Below are 19,192 nucleotides of genomic sequence, written 5' to 3' on the forward strand. Positions count from 1 at the left end.
GCGGTGGGCCGGCTCGGGGGTCAGGTGACCATCCGCGGCGCCGATGGTCCACCGCACACGCCGCGGCTCAGCCCTTCGGCCCAGAGGTGATCGGGGCGCCGCTCGTCGTATCGGCGCCGCCGCGGAGGGCCGATTCCCCGGTCGACTGCCCGATGCGGAGCGTCGCGGCCGTCCCCGGCGAGTCCTGCTCCATTCGAGCAGTCCTCTACGCCATTCTCGTGACTCTCCGGGAGGTTGCCTCGGACTTGGTCACGATCTCCTGTCGCTTACCACTCGAAGGAGAAACGACTCGCGCTGAGTGGCAGCTCAGTGGTCGCAGAGAGTGGTACCCGCGGAGACTCCTGTGCTACCCCTGACGAACCGCAGCAGGGGCTCGTCGACCCAGCGGGGCCGCGATCGGGGGGAACGGTCGCGCCGGCCACCGCCGCTGGCTCGCGAGCCCTCGGTGAGGGGGCGGAGGATGGGCAGGACGGCGTCGGCGCGAGCGCTCGTGCCCGCGTCCCGGGCGACCGCAGCATGGCCGGTCGACGAGACGCGGGCACGGCGGCTGCTCGGACGCCTCTGCGCGTGGATGATCGTGCTCCCCGTCGACGCGGTGGCGATACTGACGCCCGCGCTGCTGGTCCCCGAGCAACTCCTGGGCCTGGAGGCGCTGGCGGTCGTCGGTCTCGCCCTGCTCACGGGAGGACGGCGCTACCGGGCGCGGCTGCACATCAGCGTCCTGGATGACCTGCCGACCCTCCTGGCCAACCTCCTCGCCGCCATCGGGCTGGTCGTCGGTGTGCTCCTGCTCCTCCGTGGAGACGTCACCACCTTCCTGCCGGCGGCCTTCCTCGGGGCCGGGCTCGTCGTCGTCGGGCGGACGATCACCACTCAAGCGATCCGTGTCGCCCGCACCCGCGGCCTGGTGGCCCGGCCCACGGTGTTCGTCGGCGGCGGCGGGCTGACCGGCCACCTGGCCGAGCTGCTGGTCGAGCAGCGCAAGTACGGGTTGCGGCCGATCGGCTTCGTCGACGACCGCGCCCGCCCCGAGGCGGAGCGCGTGATCCCGCGACTGGCCGACTTCGAGGACCTCGCCGAGGTCGTCGCGTCCTGCGGTGTCCAGGTCATCATCGTCTCCGAGACCGACATCGCCGAGCCGCGGCTCGTGGAGCTGGTGCGCCGCCCGCCCTGCCGCCCGTGCGACCTGCTCGTCGTGCCCCGGCTCCACAGCCTCTGCACCCAGGCCGTGCAGGGCGACCACATCGCGTGCATCCCGATCATGCGGATCCGCACCCCCTCACTGCGCGGACCGTCCGCGGTGCTCAAGCGGTCGTTCGACGTCGTGTTCGCCGCGGTGACCCTGGTGCTCCTGGCCCCCGTCCTCGGGGCCTGCACCCTCGCCGTGCGGATCGAGACCGGGGGGAGCCCGCTGTTCCGGCAGGAGCGCGTCGGGCGTGACGGCCGGGTCTTCACCTGCCTGAAGTTCCGCACCCTGGCGCCCCGGTCCGGGGAGGAGTCCGCGACGCTCTGGTCGGTCGCCACCGACCCGCGCGTGGGACCGGTCGGGCGGTTCCTGCGCCGCACGTCGCTCGACGAGCTCCCGCAGCTGTGGAACATCCTGCGCGGGGACATGACGACGGTCGGCCCCCGCCCCGAACGTCCCTACTTCGTCGAGAAGTTCGCCGCCGAGCTGCCCGGCTACGGCCTGCGCCACCGCGTCCCGTCGGGCCTGACGGGGCTGGCGCAGGTCAGCGGCCTGCGCGGCGACACGTCGGTCGCCGACCGGGCGCGCTTCGACAACTTCTACATCGAGAACTGGTCGCCGTGGCTCGACGTGAAGGTCCTGCTGCGCACCGTCATCGAGGTCGTGTTCGCCCGTGGCCGTTGACGCGGCGCCCGGCGCTCCCCCCACGGACCGGGCCGGGGCGGCGGACGAGCGGCGGGCACCCCGCCGCCGCACGTGGTCGGTGGTGCTGGTCCCGCTCGCCGGGCTGGTCGCCGCCCTGCACGTGGTGCTGCGTCGCCCGAGCCTGCTCGTGGTCGCCGTGCTCGCGGGGTCCGGGGTGCCGATCATCCCCGCGGACGACGACGCGGGCTCGATCACCGTCGGCGACGTCGCGTCCGTGCTGCTCTGCGCCGCGCTCGTCGGGGTGCTCCTCGGGAGGCGCCGGCCGGTCCTGCCGCGGCGCGCGGCGCTGCTGCTCGGGGCGGTCGCGCTCGCCGCCGTGGTGTCGACCGTGACCTCGGTCGACCCGGCGGGGAGCCTGCCCGGCCTGCTGCGGTGGCTCCAGCTCTTCGTGCTCGTGCCGCTCGGCGTGGTCCTGGTGATCCGCGACCGTGTCGACGAGGTCCTCGTCGGCGCGGGGGTCGTGGGCGCCGCCGTGGTCCAGGGCGTCGTCGGCGTGGTGCAGGCGGCCACCGGCACCGGGGCGTCCTACGGCGGCGAGCCGATCCGCGCCGTCGGCACCTACGGCGCCGACGACATCATGGGCATGGCCACCGTGGTCAGCTTCGGGCTGCTGGTGGCCCTGGCCGTCGCGCTCGGGCGCGGCCCCCGAGGGGTCCGGGTCGCTGCGGGGATCGTGGCCCTCGGCCTCGTCGTGCCGCTGCTCATGTCCTACAGCCGCGGCTCCTGGATCGGCGTGCTCGTGGGCGCCTTCGTCGTCGTGCTCGTCGCCCGCCGGCGCGCCCTCGCCGTCGGGGCGGTCGGCCTCGCCGCCGCCGGGGTGATCGTCGTGGGGCTGGGCTCGGGACCCACCGAGCTGGGCCGGCCGAACCTGGTGCAGGAGCGCGCGACCTCGATCGTCGCGTCCGTCTCCGGGCAGGCCGACCAGTCGGTCGGCGACCGCTACGGGCTCTGGCAGGCCGCGACGGGCATCTGGGCGGAGCACCCGGTCAGCGGCATCGGGCTGCGCGCGTTCCCGGAGGGCCGGGACGCCCACGCCCCGCTCGCCCTCTCCAGCGGCAGCGACGTCCAGCTCTCGGGCGAGCGGTTCCACCGCGAGCCCCTGCTCAGCCCGCACAGCCTGTACCTGCTCGTCCTGGCCGAACAGGGCGTCCTCGGCGCGATCGCGCTGGTGGCCCTGCTCGTGGTCGCCCTCGTCGCGGGGCTCCACCGGGCCGTGCGCAGCGTGCGCGGCGGGGGCGGCGCGAGCGGCGTCGCGGCGTGCGGGCTCCTGGTCTTCCTGCTCGTCACGTTCGTCTACGGCGACATCGGCGGCCCCTCGAGCACCGCCATCGCCGTCGGCCTGGGCCTGACGCTGTGGTGGTCGCTCGGGTCCCGCCACCCCGGCGAGCCGGTCCCCACCCCGGCGATCCGGCTCCGGCCCGAGCCGGGCGCGGCGACACCCACCCCGGCGAAGGTCACCGGCCCTCCGGACGGGGCGGGCACGTCCTCCCGGTCGGGCCGCTTCCTGGTGCGCGCATCGATCCTGTCGATCGCGCTCGTGACGTTCGGCTCGCTGCTCGGGCTCGTCCGCGACCTGCTCGTCGCCGGCCTCTTCGGCGCCACGGCGCAGACCGACGCGTTCCTGCTCGGCTGGATGGTCACCGAGACCGCGCAGCCGCTGCTCATCGAGGGCGCGATGGCGCTGGTGTTCGTGCCGGCCTTCGTCCGGGCCGCCGCCGCGGAGGACCCGAAACGGGCCCTGCGCGAGCTGGTGGAGCGCTCGCTGCCCGCGATCGCCCTGGTGCTCGTGGCCCTCTCGGTGCTCGTCGTGATCTTCGCCCCGTTCCTCGTCGGGGTCATCGCGCCCGGGCTCGCCGATCCGGCACTCGCGGCGACGAGCATGCGGGTCGCGGCGCTCGGCCTGGTGTTCATCGGGGTCGCCGGCTACCTCAGCGCGTTCCTGCGCGGGCACGACGTCTTCGGCCCCCCGGCGGCGGTGAGCACCGCGTGCAACGTCGGGCTCATCGTCACGCTGGTCGCCCTGCACCAGCGCATCGGCGTGCTCGCCGCGGTGATCGGCATCGTCGTGGGCACCGTCTGCATGGTCGCGGTGCTCCTCCCGAGCGCCTGGCGCCGCGTGCCGTGGCCTCGGCGGATCCGCCGCTTCGACGCCGTGGTCCTCGCGGCCCTCCTGCCCGTCGGCGCCTACATCCTGCTGCGCCAGGGCCAGATATACATCGAGCGCTTCCTCGGGTCGTGGCTGGAGCCGGGGTCGATCTCGCACCTCAACTACGCGCAGAAGGTCGGGCAGCTCCCCGCGACGCTCGCGCTGCTCATCGCGACCGTGACGTTCCCGGTGCTCGCGCGCAGCGCCGCCGCCGGGCGCACCGACCGGGTGCGCGCCCGCCTGGTGACCGACCTGCACGTCATCACCGCGATCGTCCTTCTCTCCACCGCCTTCCTCGTGCTCTTCGCCGGGCCCGTCGTCGACCTGCTCCTCGGCCGCGGCAACTTCACGCCCGAGGACGTCTCGGCCACCGCGGGCATCCTGCAGGTCTACGTCCTCGGGCTCGTCGGGCAGGGCGTCGTCGAGGTGCTGTGCCGGTCGTTCTTCAGTCGCGACCGTCCGTCCTGGTACCCCGCGGTGGTCATGGTCGGCGGGCTCGTGGTCACCGCCGTGGTCGGCGCGCTCCTGCTCGGCTCCCTCGGGGCGCCCGGCATCGCCCTGGCGAACGCGGCCGGCATCACCGCCGTCGCCCTCCTGCTCGTCCCCGGCTCCGGCCTCGACCTCGACCGCCGCGCGCTCCCGCGCCTGGCGCGGTCGGCGAGCCTGCTTCTCCTGCCGACCGCCGCCGCGGCCGCGGCGGGAGTGTTCCTCGCCGGGGTGCTCGACGGCGCCCCACCGCTCCGGGCCGTGCTCGTCGGCGGGACCGGCATGACGATCGCCTTCGGCCTCGTGCTGCTCGCCCACGAGCGCTGGATGCCGGGCCGCGCGCTGCTCGCCCGGGCGCGGACCTCGACCCCGGAGGAGGTCCGATGACGGCCCGCTGGCCCTGGATCCTCATGTACCACTCGGTGGGCCCCACCGACGACGACCCGTTCCACGTGACGGTCTCGCCCCGCCGCTTCCGCGCGCAGATGGACGCGCTGCGACGGGCCGGGCGACGCGGGGTCTCGATGCGGACCCTGCTGGCGACCCCGCCCGGGCCGCTGCGCGACCGGATGGTGGGCCTGACCTTCGACGACGGTTACGCCGACTTCGCCGACGTCGTCGTCGATGTCCTCGACGAGTACGGCTTCGACGCCACGGTCTACGTCGTCGCCGGACGGCTCGGGAGGACGAACGACTGGGAGTCCGCCGGCGCGGTCAAGCCGCTGATGACGCCGGCCCGTCTCCGCGAGGTCGCCGCCCTCGGCATGGAGGTCGCCGCGCACGGGGTGGCGCACCGGCCCCTCGCCGGGCTCGCGCCGGAGGACCTCGAGCGGGAGGTGGTGGAGAGCCGGCTGGTCCTCGAGGACGTCCTCGGCGCCCGGGTCACCGGCTTCGCCTACCCCTACGGGTCGGTCGACCTGCCGGCGCACGCCGCGGTCCGCGAGGCCGGCTACGAGCACGGGGTCGCGGTGCGCCGGGCGCCCCGCCGCGACGTCTGGACGATCCCCCGCACCTTCGTGGGCGAGGCCGACACCCCGGCCCGGCTCGTGGCCAAGTGCGTGCGGTCGCTGCGGGACCGGACGGGCCACCGGAGGGCCCCGGCATGAGGGTCCTCCACGTCATCACCGGCCTGGGCGCCGGCGGCGCCGAGCAGCAGGTCCGCCTGCTGTGCCGGTACTCGGCCGCCGACAGCGAGGTCGCCGTGCTGACCGGACGCGGCGTGGTGGCCGACGGCCTCGTCGACGACGGGGTGCCGGTCCACGCGATCGGCATGCGCGGCAACCGCGACCTCCGCGGCCTCGTGCGGCTCGTGCGCCTGATGCGCGGCGGGCGGTTCGACCTCGTGCACGTCCACCTCTTCCGCGCGCAGGTGCACGGCCGGCTCGCGGCGCGCCTCGCCGGCGTGCCGCACGTGATCGCCACCGAGCACAGCCTGGGTGACCGCCTCCTCGAGGGCCGACCGACCGGGCGACCCGGGCTGCGTGCCCTCTACCGCGCCGCCGAGCTGCTCGGCGACCACACGGTCGCGGTGTCCGCGACGACCGCCGAGCGGATGCGGCGGTGGGGCGTGCCGGCCGACCGGATCACGGTGGTCCCCAACGGCGTCGAGGCCGAGCGGCTGGCGTTCCGCCCCGACCTCCGCCGGAGCACGCGGGCGGAGCTCGGCATCCCCGCCGACGCCCGCGTCGTCGGGACCGTGGGACGGCTCGTGCCCACCAAGCGCGTCGACGCCGTCGTCGACGCCCTCGCGCTGCTGCCGGAGACGGTGGGCCTCGTCGTCGGGACCGGTCCGGCGGAGGACGAGCTGCGCGGGCAGGTCGCGCGCCTCGGGCTCGGTGGGCGCGTGGTCCTCGCCGGGGAGCGCACCGACGTGCCCGGGGTGCTCGCCGCCATGGACGTCTTCGTCTCGGCCTGCCCCGAGGAGACCTACGGCCTGGGGGTGGTCGAGGCGGTCGCCGCCGGGCTGCCCGTGGCGTACGCCGCCTGCCCGGCGCTCGAGGAACACCCGGCCGACCGGGCGCCCCGGACCCGCCGCGTCGCCGTCGACGCGGCCGCCATCGCCGCCGCGGTGACCGAGCTGGCCGCGGACCCCGCCGCGGCGGCGCGGGAGCCCGCCCCGGTGGTCGAGCACTACGACATCCGTCGCGTCGCGGCCCGGCTCGACGAGGAGTACGCGCGGCTGGGCCGCGCCGACCGGCCCGCCGTCCCGGCCGGAGAGGGAGGAACCCGATGAGGAGCACGCTCGTACGCAGCCTGGACCGGACGGTCCGTCGATGGTGGGTGGTCGTCGCGCTCGCGCTCATCGGGCTCGCGCTCGGGGGCATCTACGCGGCCGCGGTCCCGAAGACCTACAGCGCCACGAGCTACGTCACCGTCGCCGCCGTCGACCCGGCCAACAGCCAGGCCGCGCTCGGCTTCGCGCAGGCCTTCGGGCGCATCGCCACGGCCCCGCAGGTCCTCGTCGACGCCTCCGCCGTCGCCGCCATCCCGCTGCCGGAGCTCGCGTCCTCGGCGCGGACCTCGACCTCGCCCGACGCCCCTCTGATCGAGATCACGACGCGGTCGGTCGACGCGCAACGGGCGACGAACGGGGCCAACGCCATCGCCGGGGCGTTCACCACCTTCGGCAACGCCCGCACGCCCGACACCGGGATGCGGGTCGCGATCCTCAGCCCCGCCGCGGTGCCGGTCACGCCGTCGAGCCTCAGCGACGGCGCCATCCTCGCGATCGGCGCCGGCGCCGGGGTGCTGCTCGGCGCCCTCGCCGTCGCGTCGGGCATCGGCACCGTGCCCGAGCGCTGGGGCGCCGCGCCCGCGGCCCCGCGGCCGGCGTCCGGTGGGGAGGGCCCCCGGCCCTCGCCGCGCCCCAAGGAGCAGGCGGACGAGGCGGCGGCCCAGACAACGGGCGAGACAACGGACGAGACACTGGGCGGGACGAGGCCGGAGACGGGAGCCGAGACGGGCGCGCGGATCCCCGAGGCGCGCACCCCGGACCCGTCCGAGCCGGGCACGCGCCCGACGCCGCTGCGGCGCCGCGTCGACCTCGAACCGACCACCGAGCGGATGCCGGCCTCCGCACTCGCGGCGGCCGCCGCCGGGGCGGCGACGCGCGTCGCGCCGAGCAGCAACGGCGACGCCGCCCCGCGCGTCGAGGAGACGCCGGACCCGGACACCACCGACCCGGACACCACCGAGGTCGGGCGGGTCGACGCCGCGCGCACGGACCCGCCGTGGGAGGACGCGGAGGACGCGGAGGACGCGGCGGGCGATCCGGTCACCGAGCGGGACGACGCCGCGCCCGGCCCCGGCGAGGCGGGGGAGGACCGCGCCCGTGACGACGCGTGAGGACCGGGCCGCGGTCGCCGTGGCGGAGCGCGCGCCCGAGGTCGAGGCTCCTGCCTGGACCACCGCGGTGATCACCGACCTCGCGGGGCTGCGCGCGCTGCGCGCGGACCTCGACCGCCTCTACCGGGCCGACGACCGGGCCATGCCCTTCCTCTCACCCGGTTGGCTCGAGGCGTGGTGGGCGGTCTACGGCCGCCGCGGGCGGTTGCGCCTGGTCACCGTGCGGGAGGACGGCGTGCTGCGGGCCGCGGCGCCGTTCCACCTGGTCCGACGCCTGGGGGTGCGAGTCCTCGTCCCCCTCGGGGGAGCCCTCGCCGACCACACCGACGTCCTGCTCGACCGGCCGGACCGGGTGGCACCGGTCCTGGTGGAGGCGCTGCTCCCGCTCGCGGACGTGATCGACGCGCCGGAGGTCCCTCCCACCGCGAACCTGCGACGGCTGGTCGACCACTGGCCGCGGCCGGTGCTCGCGCGACCCTCGTCCACGGCGGCGGTGCTGCCCGCCCTGCCGATGGACCAGCTCCTCGCCGGCTACTCCTCCCGCACCCGCGGGCATCGCCGCCGCGAGGTGCGCTCCGTGACGGAGGCGGGCGTGCACCACCGGGAGCTGCCGGCCGACGAGGTGGGCGGCGGCATCGCCCGGCTCCTCACCCTGCACCGGGACGCGTGGCGCGACCGGTCGATCACGCCCGAGCACACCCGGCCGCGGTTCGCCGACTTCCTGACCCGCGCGACGCGCGCGATGGTCCGCTCCGGGGACGCCGCGCTGCTCGAGCACCGCATCGACGACGAGGTGGTCGCGGTGGAGCTCGTGCTGCTCGGGCGGGACACCGCGGGCGGCTACCTCTACGGTCACCGGCCCGAGCTGCGCTCCACGCTCAACGTCACGGCGATGCTGCTGGCCGCCTCCCTGTCGCTGGCGGCCCGGCGGGGTCTCGTGGAGTTCAGCATGTTGCGGGGCGGGGAGTCCCACAAGGACCGCTGGCACCCGCGCACCGTGCGCCACGACCGCCTCGTCCTCCCGCTGCGCGACTCCGTCCGCGCCCGCGCTTACGTGACCGGACGCCGCGCCCTCGCCGCGGCGCGCGGTCGGCTGCGCGAGGACGCCCGGGCCCGCGCGGTGGTGGAGCGGCTGCGGTCGGGCCGGCGTGTCCTCGGGGAGGTCGGCCGTGGACGCCGATGAGGTGCGGCTGCCGCGGGGCCCCACCGCGGGGCTCGAGGGACGCATCCCGACGCCGCGCCGGTCGCCGGACGCCGCACCCCACGTGCTCCACGTCGCCCAACCGCCCGACGGCGGCGTCCCCGAGTACGTCGCCGCCGTCGCCATCGACCAGGCCCGACGGGGCTGGCGGGTCTCGGTCGCCGCACCCCCGCAGGGCACCGTCCGGCGGCGCCTCGACGGGGACCGGGCGGAGGCGTCGCTGGTCCCGTGGTCGGCGGGTCGCGGCACGCGCAGCCTGCGTCGTGACGTGCGCTCCCTCGCAGAGCTGGTCCGGGTCGCGCAGCCCGACGTCGTCCACCTCCACTCCTCCACCGCGGGCCTGGCGGGCCGGCTCGTCGTGCGGGGGCGGATCCCGACGATCTTCCAGCCGCACGCCTGGTCGTGGCAGGCCGTCCCGCCCGTCGCGGCGCCGGTGCTGCGGGCCGGGGAGCGCCGGGCCCTGCGGTGGACGTCGGCGCTCGTGTGCGTGGGCCACGACGAGGCGGAGACCGGACGCCGGGCGGGGCTCGGGCACCGCCTCAGGGTCGTCCGCAGCGGGGTCGACCTGGAGCGCTATCGCCCGGTCGGCGCCGCGGAGCGGGCCGCGACGCGGGCGGAGCTCGGGCTGCCCGCGGCCGCCCCGGTGGTCGTCTGCGTGGGGCGGTGCACGCGCCAGAAGGGTCAGGACGTGCTCGTGGCGGCGTGGCCCGCGGTGCGCGCCGCCTGCCCCACCGCGATCCTCGTGCTGGTCGGCGACGTGCAGCGCGGCGGCGTCCGGATCCCCTCCGGCACGGCGGGCATCCGCCAGGTCGGGCCGGTCGACGACGTGCGCCCCTGGTATGCGGCCGCGGACGTGGTGGTGGTGCCGTCGCGATGGGAGGGACTCGCGCTCACCGTGCTCGAGGCGATGGCCTGCGGCCGCCCGGTGGTGGCCAGCGACGTCGACGGCATCCGGGAGGTCCTCGACGACGGCCTCGACGAGGACGCCGCGCCGCCGGAGGCCGGTGCCCTGGTCCCGCCGGCCGACCCCCCGGCGCTGGCCGACGCCGTCGTTGCCCGGCTGCGCGACGACGAGCGGCGCCGGCGGGAGGGGGAGGCCGCGCGCGGGCGCGCCGAGCGGTTCGACGTCGCGGTGACGCACGAGGAGCTCGCCGGGCTCACCGCCGAGGTCGCGGGGCTCCTCAGGACGGCGCGTAGTGCGAGCGGAACTCCTGCGCCGACGCGGGGTTCAGCTGGCACTCGTAGACACCGCTGGGGCAGTAGTCCGTGATCGTGTGGAAGACCGCGTCCTGGGACTCCATCCACGCGAGCATCTCCCGGACGTACTCGGGCCGGTCGCCGTAGCGCAGGAGCCCCCACTCGGGGAACGAGACGGGCTTGCCGTGCTGCTGGGCGAACTCGACCTGGGCGCCCAGGCCGTACGGCTGGCGGACGTAGTCCTCGAACGTCTGGCCCGGCGGCTGGTCGTAGGTGTCCATGCCCAGCATGTCGACCACGTCGTCGCCGGGGTAGCACTCGGTCCAGGGGATGGCGTCGGTGCCGCGGGTCGAGTTGAAGTTGAACTGGAACTGCTGGCCCGGGACGGACCGCATCACGCCGACGATGCGCCGGAAGTACTCCTTCCACGCCTCGGGGTCGGGCTCGCACCGGTGGGTGTAGCTGAGCCCGTTCATCTCCCAGCCGGGGATGAGGATCGCCCTCTCCGCGCCGAGGGCGACCAGGCGCTGGGCGAGCAGCTGGAAGTGGCTGTCGAAGCGTCCCGCGGCGCCCTGCTCGAGCAGGCCGCGCACCGAGTCGTCGGGCAGGGGCGGCTCGTTGGGGACCAGCATCGGGATGTTCACCACCAGGATGCGGCCGGGGACCTCGGCGACCCAGTTCGCCCACGGCCCGACGTACGGGTCCGGCACCTCGATGTCACGCCAGCCGTTGCCGGGCAGGTAGGTGTGCCCGACGGTCGGGGCCACCGCGTTCGGCCCCAGCCACTCGATGAACCCGGGGTACTTGGCGACCCCGCGCGCGTCGGAGCCCAGGAACGCGCCGAAGGGCACCCGGCCCTCGGCGTTGGCCCTTGTCATCGGCGCCTCCGACGTCCCGGGCGCGCTGCAGGCGGTGAGAAGCGCGACGCTCGCGAGCAGGAGCGCGAGACCGAGGCGTCGGGACCGTCGGGGTCTGGTCACGGGAGCGGTGCCTCCAGGGGGAGCCGTGCGATGCGGTGGTCGAACCCGGACGGGCTGTAGGTCGGGCTCGCGGTGCGGAGGTCGGGGAAGCGGCGCAGCAGTGCGCCGTAGAGGGCTGTCATCTCCTGACGGGCCAGGTGGGCCCCGAGGCAGTAGTGCGGCCCCCCGCCGCCGAAACCGACGTGGGGGTTGGGGCTCCGGCGTAGGTCGACGCGGCCGGGGTCGGTGAACACGTCCTCGTCGCGGTTGGCCGAGACGTAGTAGAGGACCACGCTGTCGCCTCGCGCCATCGCCCGCCCGCCCAGCTCGTGGTCGGCGGCCAGGGTGCGGCGGAACTGGATGATGGGCGTCGCGACGCGCACGATCTCGTCGACCGCCGTGGGCAGCACGGTGTCGAGGTCGTCGAGCAGCACGGCCCGCTGGTCGGGGTGCTCGCTGAGCAGCACGAGTCCGTGGCCGATCGCGTTGCGGGTGGTCTCGACCCCGGCGACGAGGAGCAGGGAGAAGAAGGCGCCGAGCTCGCGACGGGTCAGGCCGCGCCCGTCGATGTCGGCGGCCACCAGCGCCGACACGAGGTCGTCGCGGGGCTGCAGGCGGCGCTCCCGGGCCACGCGGGCCATCACGCGGTGCAGCCCGGCGAGGGCCATGAGGCTGCGTCCCGGGATCCGCATCCGCCGTCGGGAGCCCGTCCCCTCGGTGGTGCGGTCGACCTGGGCCACGATCCCGGCCCGCTCGGCGTCCGGGACGCCCATGAGGTCGCAGACGACCTCGACCGGCATCCGGGTCGCGACCGCGGGCATCAGGTCGTCGGCGCCGTCCCGGGCCAGGTCGTCCACGATGCGGGCGGCCACCCCGTGGATGGCCTCCTCCGTAGCGGCCAGCAGCCGCGGGCTGAAGGCGCGGGCGACGATGCGGCGCAGCCGGGCGTGGGCGGGGTCGTCCATGTTGACCATGGAGTCGCCGAACACGGCGCGTACCCAGCGCGCGGGCGGCGGCGTCGTCACCCCCGGCCCGCTGAGGAACATCGCGGGGTGGCGGCTGGCGGCGACGACGTCGGCGTGGCGGACGAGCGCCCAGTGGGCCGCCGCACCGGTGCCGACCCGCTGGGGGAGGCGGCTGCGGCGCAGGGCGGCGAACACGGCGTCGCGCTCGGCCGGAGGCCGGCCCCAGAACCCGGGTCGGGCAAGGGCCGCGGCGGGCAGCTCCTCGCTGGTCGTGTCCTCCGCCGTCGCCACGGCACCCCCAGGTCGTCGAGCCGGCGCCGCCGCGCCCTCCGGGGCGCCCCACCCCGCGGACGATCACGATAGTGGTACGGGTCTCAGTTTGTCGTGAGCCCCGCATGAATCGGCGGCCGGGTGATCGCCCGCCGTGTCCACATCGTGATGCGCAAGGTCCGGAGGAGTGATGACTGACCCCTAGCGTCAACCCCTGCATCTCACGGAAGGTGATGGGCGTCCTCGTGGACGGTGATCACGTGAGGGCTGGGGGGAGAGCCGGCACCGCTCGGCTCGGACGGGCGTGGGGGCGGCCGTGTCGGTACTGGGGTGGGTGCTCGTCGGGCTGGCGGCGTGGGTGGTCGTCGCGGTCGTGCTCGCCCTCGTCGTCGGCCACTTCGTGCGCCCGGACCGCATGACCACCCTCGATCTGCTGCGGGCCCAGGAGATGGGCGATGCCCCGCGCGAGCCGGCGGAGCCGCCCGGGTCGGCGAGGCCGGCGACCGACCTCCCCGTGCCGCGCGACGGGGGCCACGACGACGCCGCGGCGACGGCCCGCCGGCGTCGTCGGGCCCGCTGACGGGCTGCGACGGCCCGTGTGAAATCCGCGTGAGAAACGCCTGACGACGATCGTCAGGTGCGGGGTGGTGCGCGCGCGCCCGTGGCTCGCGATGGTCTCCATGGGTGATGGGTGATGGGTGATGGGTGATGGGTGAGGCGGAGCGAGGCGAGAGGAGCCGTGTGGAACCCGTGGCCGACCCGGGGCGGGGACGCCCGACCGGCGCGCGCCGGGCGCCGGCGCGACGCTCCGACCCCGCCATCCCTTCGCCGCCGGGGGAGGAGGAGACCAGGCCCCTGCCGATCGCGGGTTCGTCGGGGCTCGACGGGTCCCGGTCGCGGGTCGGCCGGGCTGCCGAGCGGAGGCGGCCCCGCCGGCCCGCACCTCCGCCGACGCGCTCGCCGGTGCGGCTGCCGATCGGGCTGCTGGCGGCGGTGCTCGTCCTGACCGCCCTCGCGCTCGACGCCCGCGGCCGTTCCGGTGAGGGCGACGCGCTCCCGGTGTTCGAGTCCGGCGTCCACGCGGTCGGGGACGGCACCGACCAGATCGCCGCCGGGCGCTACACGACCGCCGGTCCGGGCGCCGGTGCCGACCCGTGCGTCGTCGCCCGCCTCTCGGGTCTGGGCGGCCGGACGGACGACGTCATCACCGCGCACGCCGTCGACGGGCCGGCGACCCTGCGCGTGCGGGACGCCGACGCGGGCGTGGCGCTCCAGGGCCCGTGCCTGTGGACGCCGGCGCCGTGACGTCGGACCGGAGCGCGCGTCGCGTCCCCCGGGCTCCGGCGGCGCCCCCCTCGCCGCCGGAGCCGGGAACACGGAGCCGGTGCCACGGCGCCCCCACGCCGTCCCCCCACGTCGTCCCCCCACGACGGGTGCACCGCTCCGCGGCCTCGCGGACTCACCTCGCCACGTGCACCAGCACCAGCGGGACGTCGTCCGGATCGCGGAACACGAGGTAGGCGTAGCGATCGGGGACGCCGACGTCGACGACCCCGCCGTGCACCACGCCGAGCCCGTCGAGCCAGCTCGCCCAGGTGTCGAGCTGCTCCCGGCTCGCCACCGCGAAGGCCAGCTGGCCCTGCGGCGTGCCGTCGTCGGCGCCCTCGAGGCGGATGGCGATGTCCGACTCCGGGTCGGCCAGCAGCACCCCGCCGGTCCGCGCCGCGGGGCACGGCTGGTCGCTGCGGACCAGGCCGAGCACCCGCTCGTACCAGGCGGCGCTGCGGCGCAGGTCGGTGACGGCCGACGCGTAGTGGTGGAAGCCGATGAAGGCGGGCCGGTCGATCGTCGTCGCCGTCATCTCGCCTCCCGCTGCTCGGCACTCCCCGTGTTCGGCGTTCACTCTGTCGGGTGGTCTCCGGGGTCGGTACTAGGGAGATCCCTCGACGAGTTGCCGACGGCGCGTGAACTCCGCCGTCAGCTCGGTGCGGGAGCGGACGCCGAGCTTGCGGTACACGCGGGTGAGGTGGGCCTCCACGGTCTTGCGGGAGACGAACAGGGCGGAGGCCACCTCGACGTTGCTCAGGCCGTCGGCGACGCCCCGCGCGATCTGGAACTCCTGCGGGGTCAGGGCGTCGAGCGAGGCCGTCTCCGGGGCGGCCTCGCCGGCCGGTCGGTGCCCGGTGGCGGCGAGCTCGCGGCGGGCCCGCTCGGTCCAGGGGTGGGCGCCCAGCGCGGCGAACGTCGCCTCGGCGTCGAGCAGCAGCGGACGCGCCGCGCCCGGCCGTCGCCACCGGCGGCGCACCTCGGCGTGGGCGAGGACGGTGCGGGCACGTTCGTAGGGCGCGACGAGGCGCTCGTGGGTGCGGTGGGCCGCGGCGAACCACGCCTCGGCCTCGTCGTGGTCGTCGGCGAGGAGCCCGCGGCCCCGCGCCGCCATCGCCTCCGCGTACGCCGACCCCGTGCCCTTCGCGAGCGCGGCCACCCACGCCACCGCGTCCTCGGCGGCGGCCCGGTCGCCGGCGCGGACCGCCGCGTCGACGAGGTCGCCGGCGAAGGGCACCGCGGTGGCGCACACGACGCCCTGCTCGTCGTACGCGCGGCGGGCCCGGTGCAGGTGGGCGCTCGCGGTCTCGGGCTCGCCGGCCGCGAGCGCGCCCGCACCCAGGGCCGCGGCGACGTAGGGCCGGAGGCTGTCGACGCCCAGCGGCGCGGACGCCTGCAGCGCCGCCTCGGCGTGGGCCCGGCACGCCGCCGCGTCGCCGCGCACCCCCTCCACCCGGGCCAGGAAGGTGGTGCCGAAGGCCCTGGTCGGGGTCTGGCCCAGCTCGTCGGCCCACGCCACGGCCTCGCTGGCGTCGGCGTAGGCGGTGGTCCACCGCCCGCTCCACCAGTCGACCTCCGCCTGCACCCCGAGGGCGAAGGCCAGCAGGAGAGGCGCGCCGAGCTGCCGTGCCGTCGTGGGGACCGAGCCGAGCAGGCGCCGGGCGTCGTCGAGGCGCTCGAGGGAGCAGGCCGCCTGGGCGCCCATGACCAGCGGCTGGGCGTCCCACACCGGGTGGGCGTCGGCCGCGTGGGCGACGAGCGCGTCGAGCCGGGCGTGCGCCTCGGGCCAGCGGCCGACCAGGGCGTGGGCGTGCGCCGTGCCCGCGAGCCCGCCCAGCGTGGCGCCGTCGGCGGCGTGCGCCCGGTCGGCGACCGCCTCCACCTCGTGCAGCCGCCCGGTCATCGTCAGGGCGCCCATCGCCTCGACGTAGAGCCGCCCCGCGCGGGCCCCGTCGTGGGGGAGCACCGCCTCGGCCGCCCGCAGCGCCCCGTCGACGGCCCGCGCCGGGTCCAGCCAGGTCATCGACTGCGCGCGGACCACCGCGACGTCCGCGGTGAAGGCCGGGTCGTCGTGGACGGCCAGCGCCTGCTCGCACCAGGTGACGGCGAGCGCGGCGGCCCCCGACACCGCCGCGTCGGTGGCGGCGGCGAGGAGGCGCCCGCCGCGGGCGGCGGGGTCGGTCGTGAAGTCGGCCGCCCGGGCCCGGGCGCGCGCCGCGACGAGCAGCGCCGAGCGCCGCCGGGCCGTGTCGGCGGCCTCGACGAGCCGCTCGGCGACGTCGTCGTCCGGCGCGTCCGCCGACTCGGCGAGATACCACACCGCGAGGTCGGGCGGGGCGTGCCGCGCGAGGCCCCGCAGGACGCGCCGGGCCAGGTCGCGGGGCGTGCGGGCCACGAGGAGCGGGCGCAGGAGGTCGTGGCGCAGGCAGACCTCGTCGCCGTCGCGGCGCACGAGCCGGCGACGCTCGGCGGGGGTCAGGTCCTCGACGGTGAGGTCGAGCTCGGCGAGGACGGGCTCGAGCTCGTCCCGGCGCGTCGACCGGCTCAGCGCGAGCACGGTCAGGGCCGAGCGGGTGCCCGCCGGCAGCCCGTCGACGGCTGCCGACCAGGTCCGTTCCAGGGTGGACCCGGGCGGGAGCGCGGTGGCGGCGTCGAGGAGGTCCGGCCCCGCGGTGCGGGCGGTCTCCACGACGGCCAGCGGGTTGCCCCCGCACCGCTCGACGATGGTCTCGAGCACCGCCGGTGACGTCCGCACCGGCAGGGTGCGGACCAGCTCGCGGCTCTCCTCGCCGGAGAGCGGCCCGAGCGCGACGGTCGGCAGCCGCCAGATCGCGGGCGGCACCGGCACCTCGTCGCGCACGCCCAGCAGCAGCGCGATCCGCTCCGGCGCCAGGCGGCGCGCGAGGAACAGCACGACCTGCTGGGACGGCGCGTCGATCCACGGGAAGTCGTCGACGACGACGAGCAGGGACTCCTGGTCGGCGGCCGCGGCGAACGTGCCGAGGGCGGCGGCGCAGACGGCCAGCGGGCTCGCGACCGTGCCGGAGCGCAGGGAGAGGGCGATCTCGAGCGCCTCCCGCTGCGCGTCGGGCAGCTCGCGGGCGCACTCCATGATCGGCAGCAGCAGGTCCGCGGCCGCGGCGAACGGCAGCTCCGCCTCGCCCTCCAGGCCGGCGGTGCGCAGGACCCGCCGCGACGACTCCGCGGCGACCTCGTCGAGCAGCGTCGTCTTCCCGCTGCCCGGCTCCCCGGCGAGGACGGTGACGGTGCCGTCGCGCCGGTGTGGGTCGGCGCTCGCGGCGAGCTGCGCCCGCTCGCCCACGCGCCCGACGATGGACGGTCGACCCTGCGGGCGATCGAACACGTGGCCCCCTCTCCGGTGCACATTCTTCCGGGAGGGGTCCCGGCTCGGGCGACCGGACGGCCGAGCGCACGTGGCTTGCCACCGACGCCCGCGGTGACGTTAGAGGTTGAGCTCGGCGGAGTCCGTCGTCCGTGGCGCTCGGGCGGACGTCTTGAAGGTCCACCCGTACGCGATCAGCCAGCTCGGACGGCGTGTGGACGGACCGCGAGAAGGTCGTAGCGCACAGCCAGCGAGGTGGCCTCTAGACGAGAGTGCACCCCGAGCTTGTAGAGGATCGACTGGACATGACTCCGTACGGTCACCGTGCCGATGCCGAGGCGTGCGGAGATCTGCGCGGTGCTCACTCCGTCTAGGAGCAGTTCAAGGCACTGCCACTCCCGCGCGGTCAGCTCGTTGGCAAGGCGCTGAACCTCGGCGGCTTCTGATCTGCCGGCGGTCAGCGGCCGCGGGATGTTGATGACGACCTCGCCCGAACGCACCCGGCGCAGCGACTGGAGCAGCGTGTCGAGCGCGGAGCTCGTGTGGAGATAGGCGTTGGCACCGGCACCAAGAGCCACCTCGACAGAAGATCGCCGATGATCGGAGCTCACGAGGATGATCGCGGTTCCAGGGCCCGCCCGACGTAAGCGTCGGACGAGGGATCCGGGCTCCTGCTCCCGGTCGGAGAGGTGGTCGGCAAGGACCATGCGGGGCCGGTGCGAGCTCACCGCGTCCACGAGGAGATCGTGTCGTGCGGGCGCGCACACCACCCGGTAGCCGTGATCGGTCAGGACTGAGCCCAACAAGTCGGTGAAGAGCGCGCGCTCGCCGCTCATCACGATGTCGACCATCCCGTGCCCCCTGTTTGGCCGTCCCTGTACCACCCGGAGCGTCGCGCGCTCACCCGTACGAGTGATCCAGACTGGCGGCACTCGGTGGGACAGGGCAAGACAAAAAGTGATGATTTCAACGTGCCCGCGAGTCGCTCCGTCCCGGTTCCGAGGTCCAACATCTTGAGGAGGACTCACCGCCCTCGTTCTCCTAGCTTCCGCGAGCATGGCTTCGATCCGAGTCCTCCTCGTCGCGGACCGCCTTCTGTGTGACCTCCTCACCTCGCAACTAGGGCATCGTCGGGAGACCGCCGTCGTCGGTCAGTGTCGAGGGGACGAGCGGTGGGTGCTGGTGGCGACGAGCCGCGCTGTGGACGTGCTCGTGCTCGATCTCGGTTCAATCCCGTCCACGTGGCCGGGCCTGGTAACGGAGCTCCGGGACCTAAGCCCCGCCGTCCGTGTCGTCACGATCGGAGCCGAGCGTGACGACGCCTCGGCTGTCGCCGCGGCGCGGGCGGGTGCTCATGGATGGCTCCTGCCGGGCGGCGGGGTCACGGCACTGGTCGACGCCGTGGTGGCGGTCCACCGCGGTGCGGCGGTCTATCCGCCGGGCCAGCTCGCGGGGGTTCTCGAGGCCCTCCGCGCCGACGTGACCCGCGCCGAACAGCCTTCTGGGCGCTTCACCTCGCTCACAATCCGCGAGCTCGAGGTACTGCGAGGTCTCGTCGAGGGCTACCCGGCGCGCGAGCTGGCCGAGCAACTCGGACTCGCCGTGAACACCATCCGCACCCATACGAACAGGATCTTCCGAAAGCTCGGCGTACATGGACGGCTCGAGGCCGTGCGCCTCGCGCGCGCCGAGGGCCTGGCTCCGACGCGCGGGGAGGGGCGCCCCCCGCATCGTGGTCGCCTTCAGCCCTCGGTGATCGTCGGACCGCCGCCAACAGCGCCTCTGTCGCTCATTCGGCCCAGTGTTGACCCTGAATCCTGACTACTTGAGCTGCTGCGTCGTGACGTTCCGTCGTCGAGCAGCGAACTCCTAGCGTCGGAGCGGCCGAGACCCACGAGCCCGACGCGGGACCAGCGCCGACCGCCCGCTCCCGACCCGAGCCATGAGCGACCGCATCCGCTCGGTTGCTCATCCGCGTCAAGCACGTCACTCCGACGGAGGAATCGTGACCATCCATCACCCCGACGACGTGGTCGTCACGCCACCACGCCCGCCGGAGCGCG

Annotated in this window: 15 protein-coding genes; 10 read left to right on the top strand and 5 right to left on the bottom strand. The window is 75.7% G+C overall.

What is annotated here, in order from left to right; translation table 11 throughout:
• Positions 1 to 460 precede the first annotated feature (460 nt).
• From C8D89_RS23500 to C8D89_RS23530, 7 genes are read left to right on the top strand one after another with little or no spacing between them, the layout of a single operon-like run.
• Entirely contained in the window at positions 461 to 1,870 is a 1,410-nt protein-coding gene (locus C8D89_RS23500; RefSeq protein WP_207787385.1) for a sugar transferase, read from the top strand.
• A complete protein-coding gene (locus C8D89_RS29490) occupies positions 1,860 to 4,910 on the top strand; it encodes a lipid II flippase MurJ (RefSeq protein ID WP_165825899.1) in 3,051 nt (1,016 codons plus the stop codon). The genes C8D89_RS23500 and C8D89_RS29490 overlap by 11 nt, the downstream gene beginning before the upstream one ends.
• Entirely contained in the window at positions 4,907 to 5,629 is a 723-nt protein-coding gene (locus C8D89_RS23510; protein ID WP_116710571.1) for a polysaccharide deacetylase family protein, read from the top strand. The genes C8D89_RS29490 and C8D89_RS23510 overlap by 4 nt, the downstream gene beginning before the upstream one ends.
• Positions 5,626 to 6,756 carry a glycosyltransferase gene (locus tag C8D89_RS23515; protein WP_116710625.1) on the top strand — a complete coding sequence of 377 codons (1,131 nt, stop codon included), beginning with the start codon at positions 5,626 to 5,628 and terminating at the stop codon, positions 6,754 to 6,756. The genes C8D89_RS23510 and C8D89_RS23515 overlap by 4 nt, the downstream gene beginning before the upstream one ends.
• The gene (locus C8D89_RS23520) at positions 6,753 to 7,868 is read left to right on the top strand and encodes a YveK family protein (RefSeq protein ID WP_116710572.1); all 1,116 of its coding nucleotides are present in this window, start codon (positions 6,753 to 6,755) and stop codon (positions 7,866 to 7,868) included. Before C8D89_RS23515 ends, C8D89_RS23520 begins: the two co-directional genes overlap by 4 nt.
• Positions 7,855 to 9,051: a GNAT family N-acetyltransferase gene (locus C8D89_RS23525; RefSeq protein ID WP_116710573.1), complete on the top strand. Its 1,197-nt coding sequence runs from the start codon at positions 7,855 to 7,857 to the stop codon at positions 9,049 to 9,051. Before C8D89_RS23520 ends, C8D89_RS23525 begins: the two co-directional genes overlap by 14 nt.
• Positions 9,038 to 10,339: a glycosyltransferase gene (locus tag C8D89_RS23530; RefSeq protein ID WP_207787386.1), complete on the top strand. Its 1,302-nt coding sequence runs from the start codon at positions 9,038 to 9,040 to the stop codon at positions 10,337 to 10,339. The genes C8D89_RS23525 and C8D89_RS23530 overlap by 14 nt, the downstream gene beginning before the upstream one ends.
• On the opposite strand, the gene C8D89_RS23535 is transcribed toward C8D89_RS23530, so the two are convergent.
• The gene (locus C8D89_RS23535) at positions 10,251 to 11,144 is read right to left on the bottom strand and encodes a glycoside hydrolase family 26 protein (RefSeq protein ID WP_116710627.1); all 894 of its coding nucleotides are present in this window, start codon (positions 11,142 to 11,144) and stop codon (positions 10,251 to 10,253) included. The two genes, C8D89_RS23530 and C8D89_RS23535, sit on opposite strands and share 89 nt — an antisense overlap.
• 98 nt (positions 11,145 to 11,242) lie before the next feature.
• Complete coding sequence (locus tag C8D89_RS23540; RefSeq protein WP_116710574.1) at positions 11,243 to 12,481, bottom strand: cytochrome P450; 1,239 nt, start codon at positions 12,479 to 12,481, stop codon at positions 11,243 to 11,245.
• 295 nt (positions 12,482 to 12,776) lie between these two features.
• Here C8D89_RS23540 and C8D89_RS23545 point away from each other — a divergent pair, with 295 nt between their 5' ends.
• Together C8D89_RS23545 and C8D89_RS28825 are read left to right on the top strand one after the other, a co-directional pair.
• Positions 12,777 to 13,040 carry a hypothetical protein gene (locus C8D89_RS23545; RefSeq protein ID WP_133252035.1) on the top strand — a complete coding sequence of 88 codons (264 nt, stop codon included), beginning with the start codon at positions 12,777 to 12,779 and terminating at the stop codon, positions 13,038 to 13,040.
• 383 nt (positions 13,041 to 13,423) lie between these two features.
• Positions 13,424 to 13,765 carry an Rv1352/Rv1906c domain-containing protein gene (locus tag C8D89_RS28825; protein ID WP_133252036.1) on the top strand — a complete coding sequence of 114 codons (342 nt, stop codon included), beginning with the start codon at positions 13,424 to 13,426 and terminating at the stop codon, positions 13,763 to 13,765.
• 154 nt (positions 13,766 to 13,919) lie between these two features.
• Here C8D89_RS28825 and C8D89_RS23555 read toward each other — a convergent pair whose 3' ends face one another.
• The 3 genes from C8D89_RS23555 to C8D89_RS23565 form a co-directional block, all read right to left on the bottom strand.
• Positions 13,920 to 14,321, bottom strand: coding sequence for a VOC family protein (locus tag C8D89_RS23555; RefSeq protein WP_116710577.1), 402 nt, complete (start codon positions 14,319 to 14,321; stop codon positions 13,920 to 13,922).
• Between the two features lie 69 nt (positions 14,322 to 14,390).
• Positions 14,391 to 17,108 carry a LuxR family transcriptional regulator gene (locus C8D89_RS23560; RefSeq protein WP_165825901.1) on the bottom strand — a complete coding sequence of 906 codons (2,718 nt, stop codon included), beginning with the start codon at positions 17,106 to 17,108 and terminating at the stop codon, positions 14,391 to 14,393.
• Positions 17,109 to 17,323: 215 nt separating this feature from the next.
• Complete coding sequence (locus C8D89_RS23565; RefSeq protein WP_165825902.1) at positions 17,324 to 17,980, bottom strand: LuxR C-terminal-related transcriptional regulator; 657 nt, start codon at positions 17,978 to 17,980, stop codon at positions 17,324 to 17,326.
• A gap of 325 nt (positions 17,981 to 18,305) precedes the next feature.
• Between C8D89_RS23565 and C8D89_RS23570 the strand changes: the two genes are divergently transcribed.
• Positions 18,306 to 18,950, top strand: coding sequence for a helix-turn-helix transcriptional regulator (locus tag C8D89_RS23570; protein ID WP_133252037.1), 645 nt, complete (start codon positions 18,306 to 18,308; stop codon positions 18,948 to 18,950).
• The last annotated feature ends 242 nt before the right edge of the window (positions 18,951 to 19,192 follow it).

This window comes from Actinomycetospora cinnamomea, assembly GCF_003096675.1.
GTDB classification, from domain to species: Bacteria; Actinomycetota; Actinomycetes; order Mycobacteriales; family Pseudonocardiaceae; genus Actinomycetospora; species Actinomycetospora cinnamomea.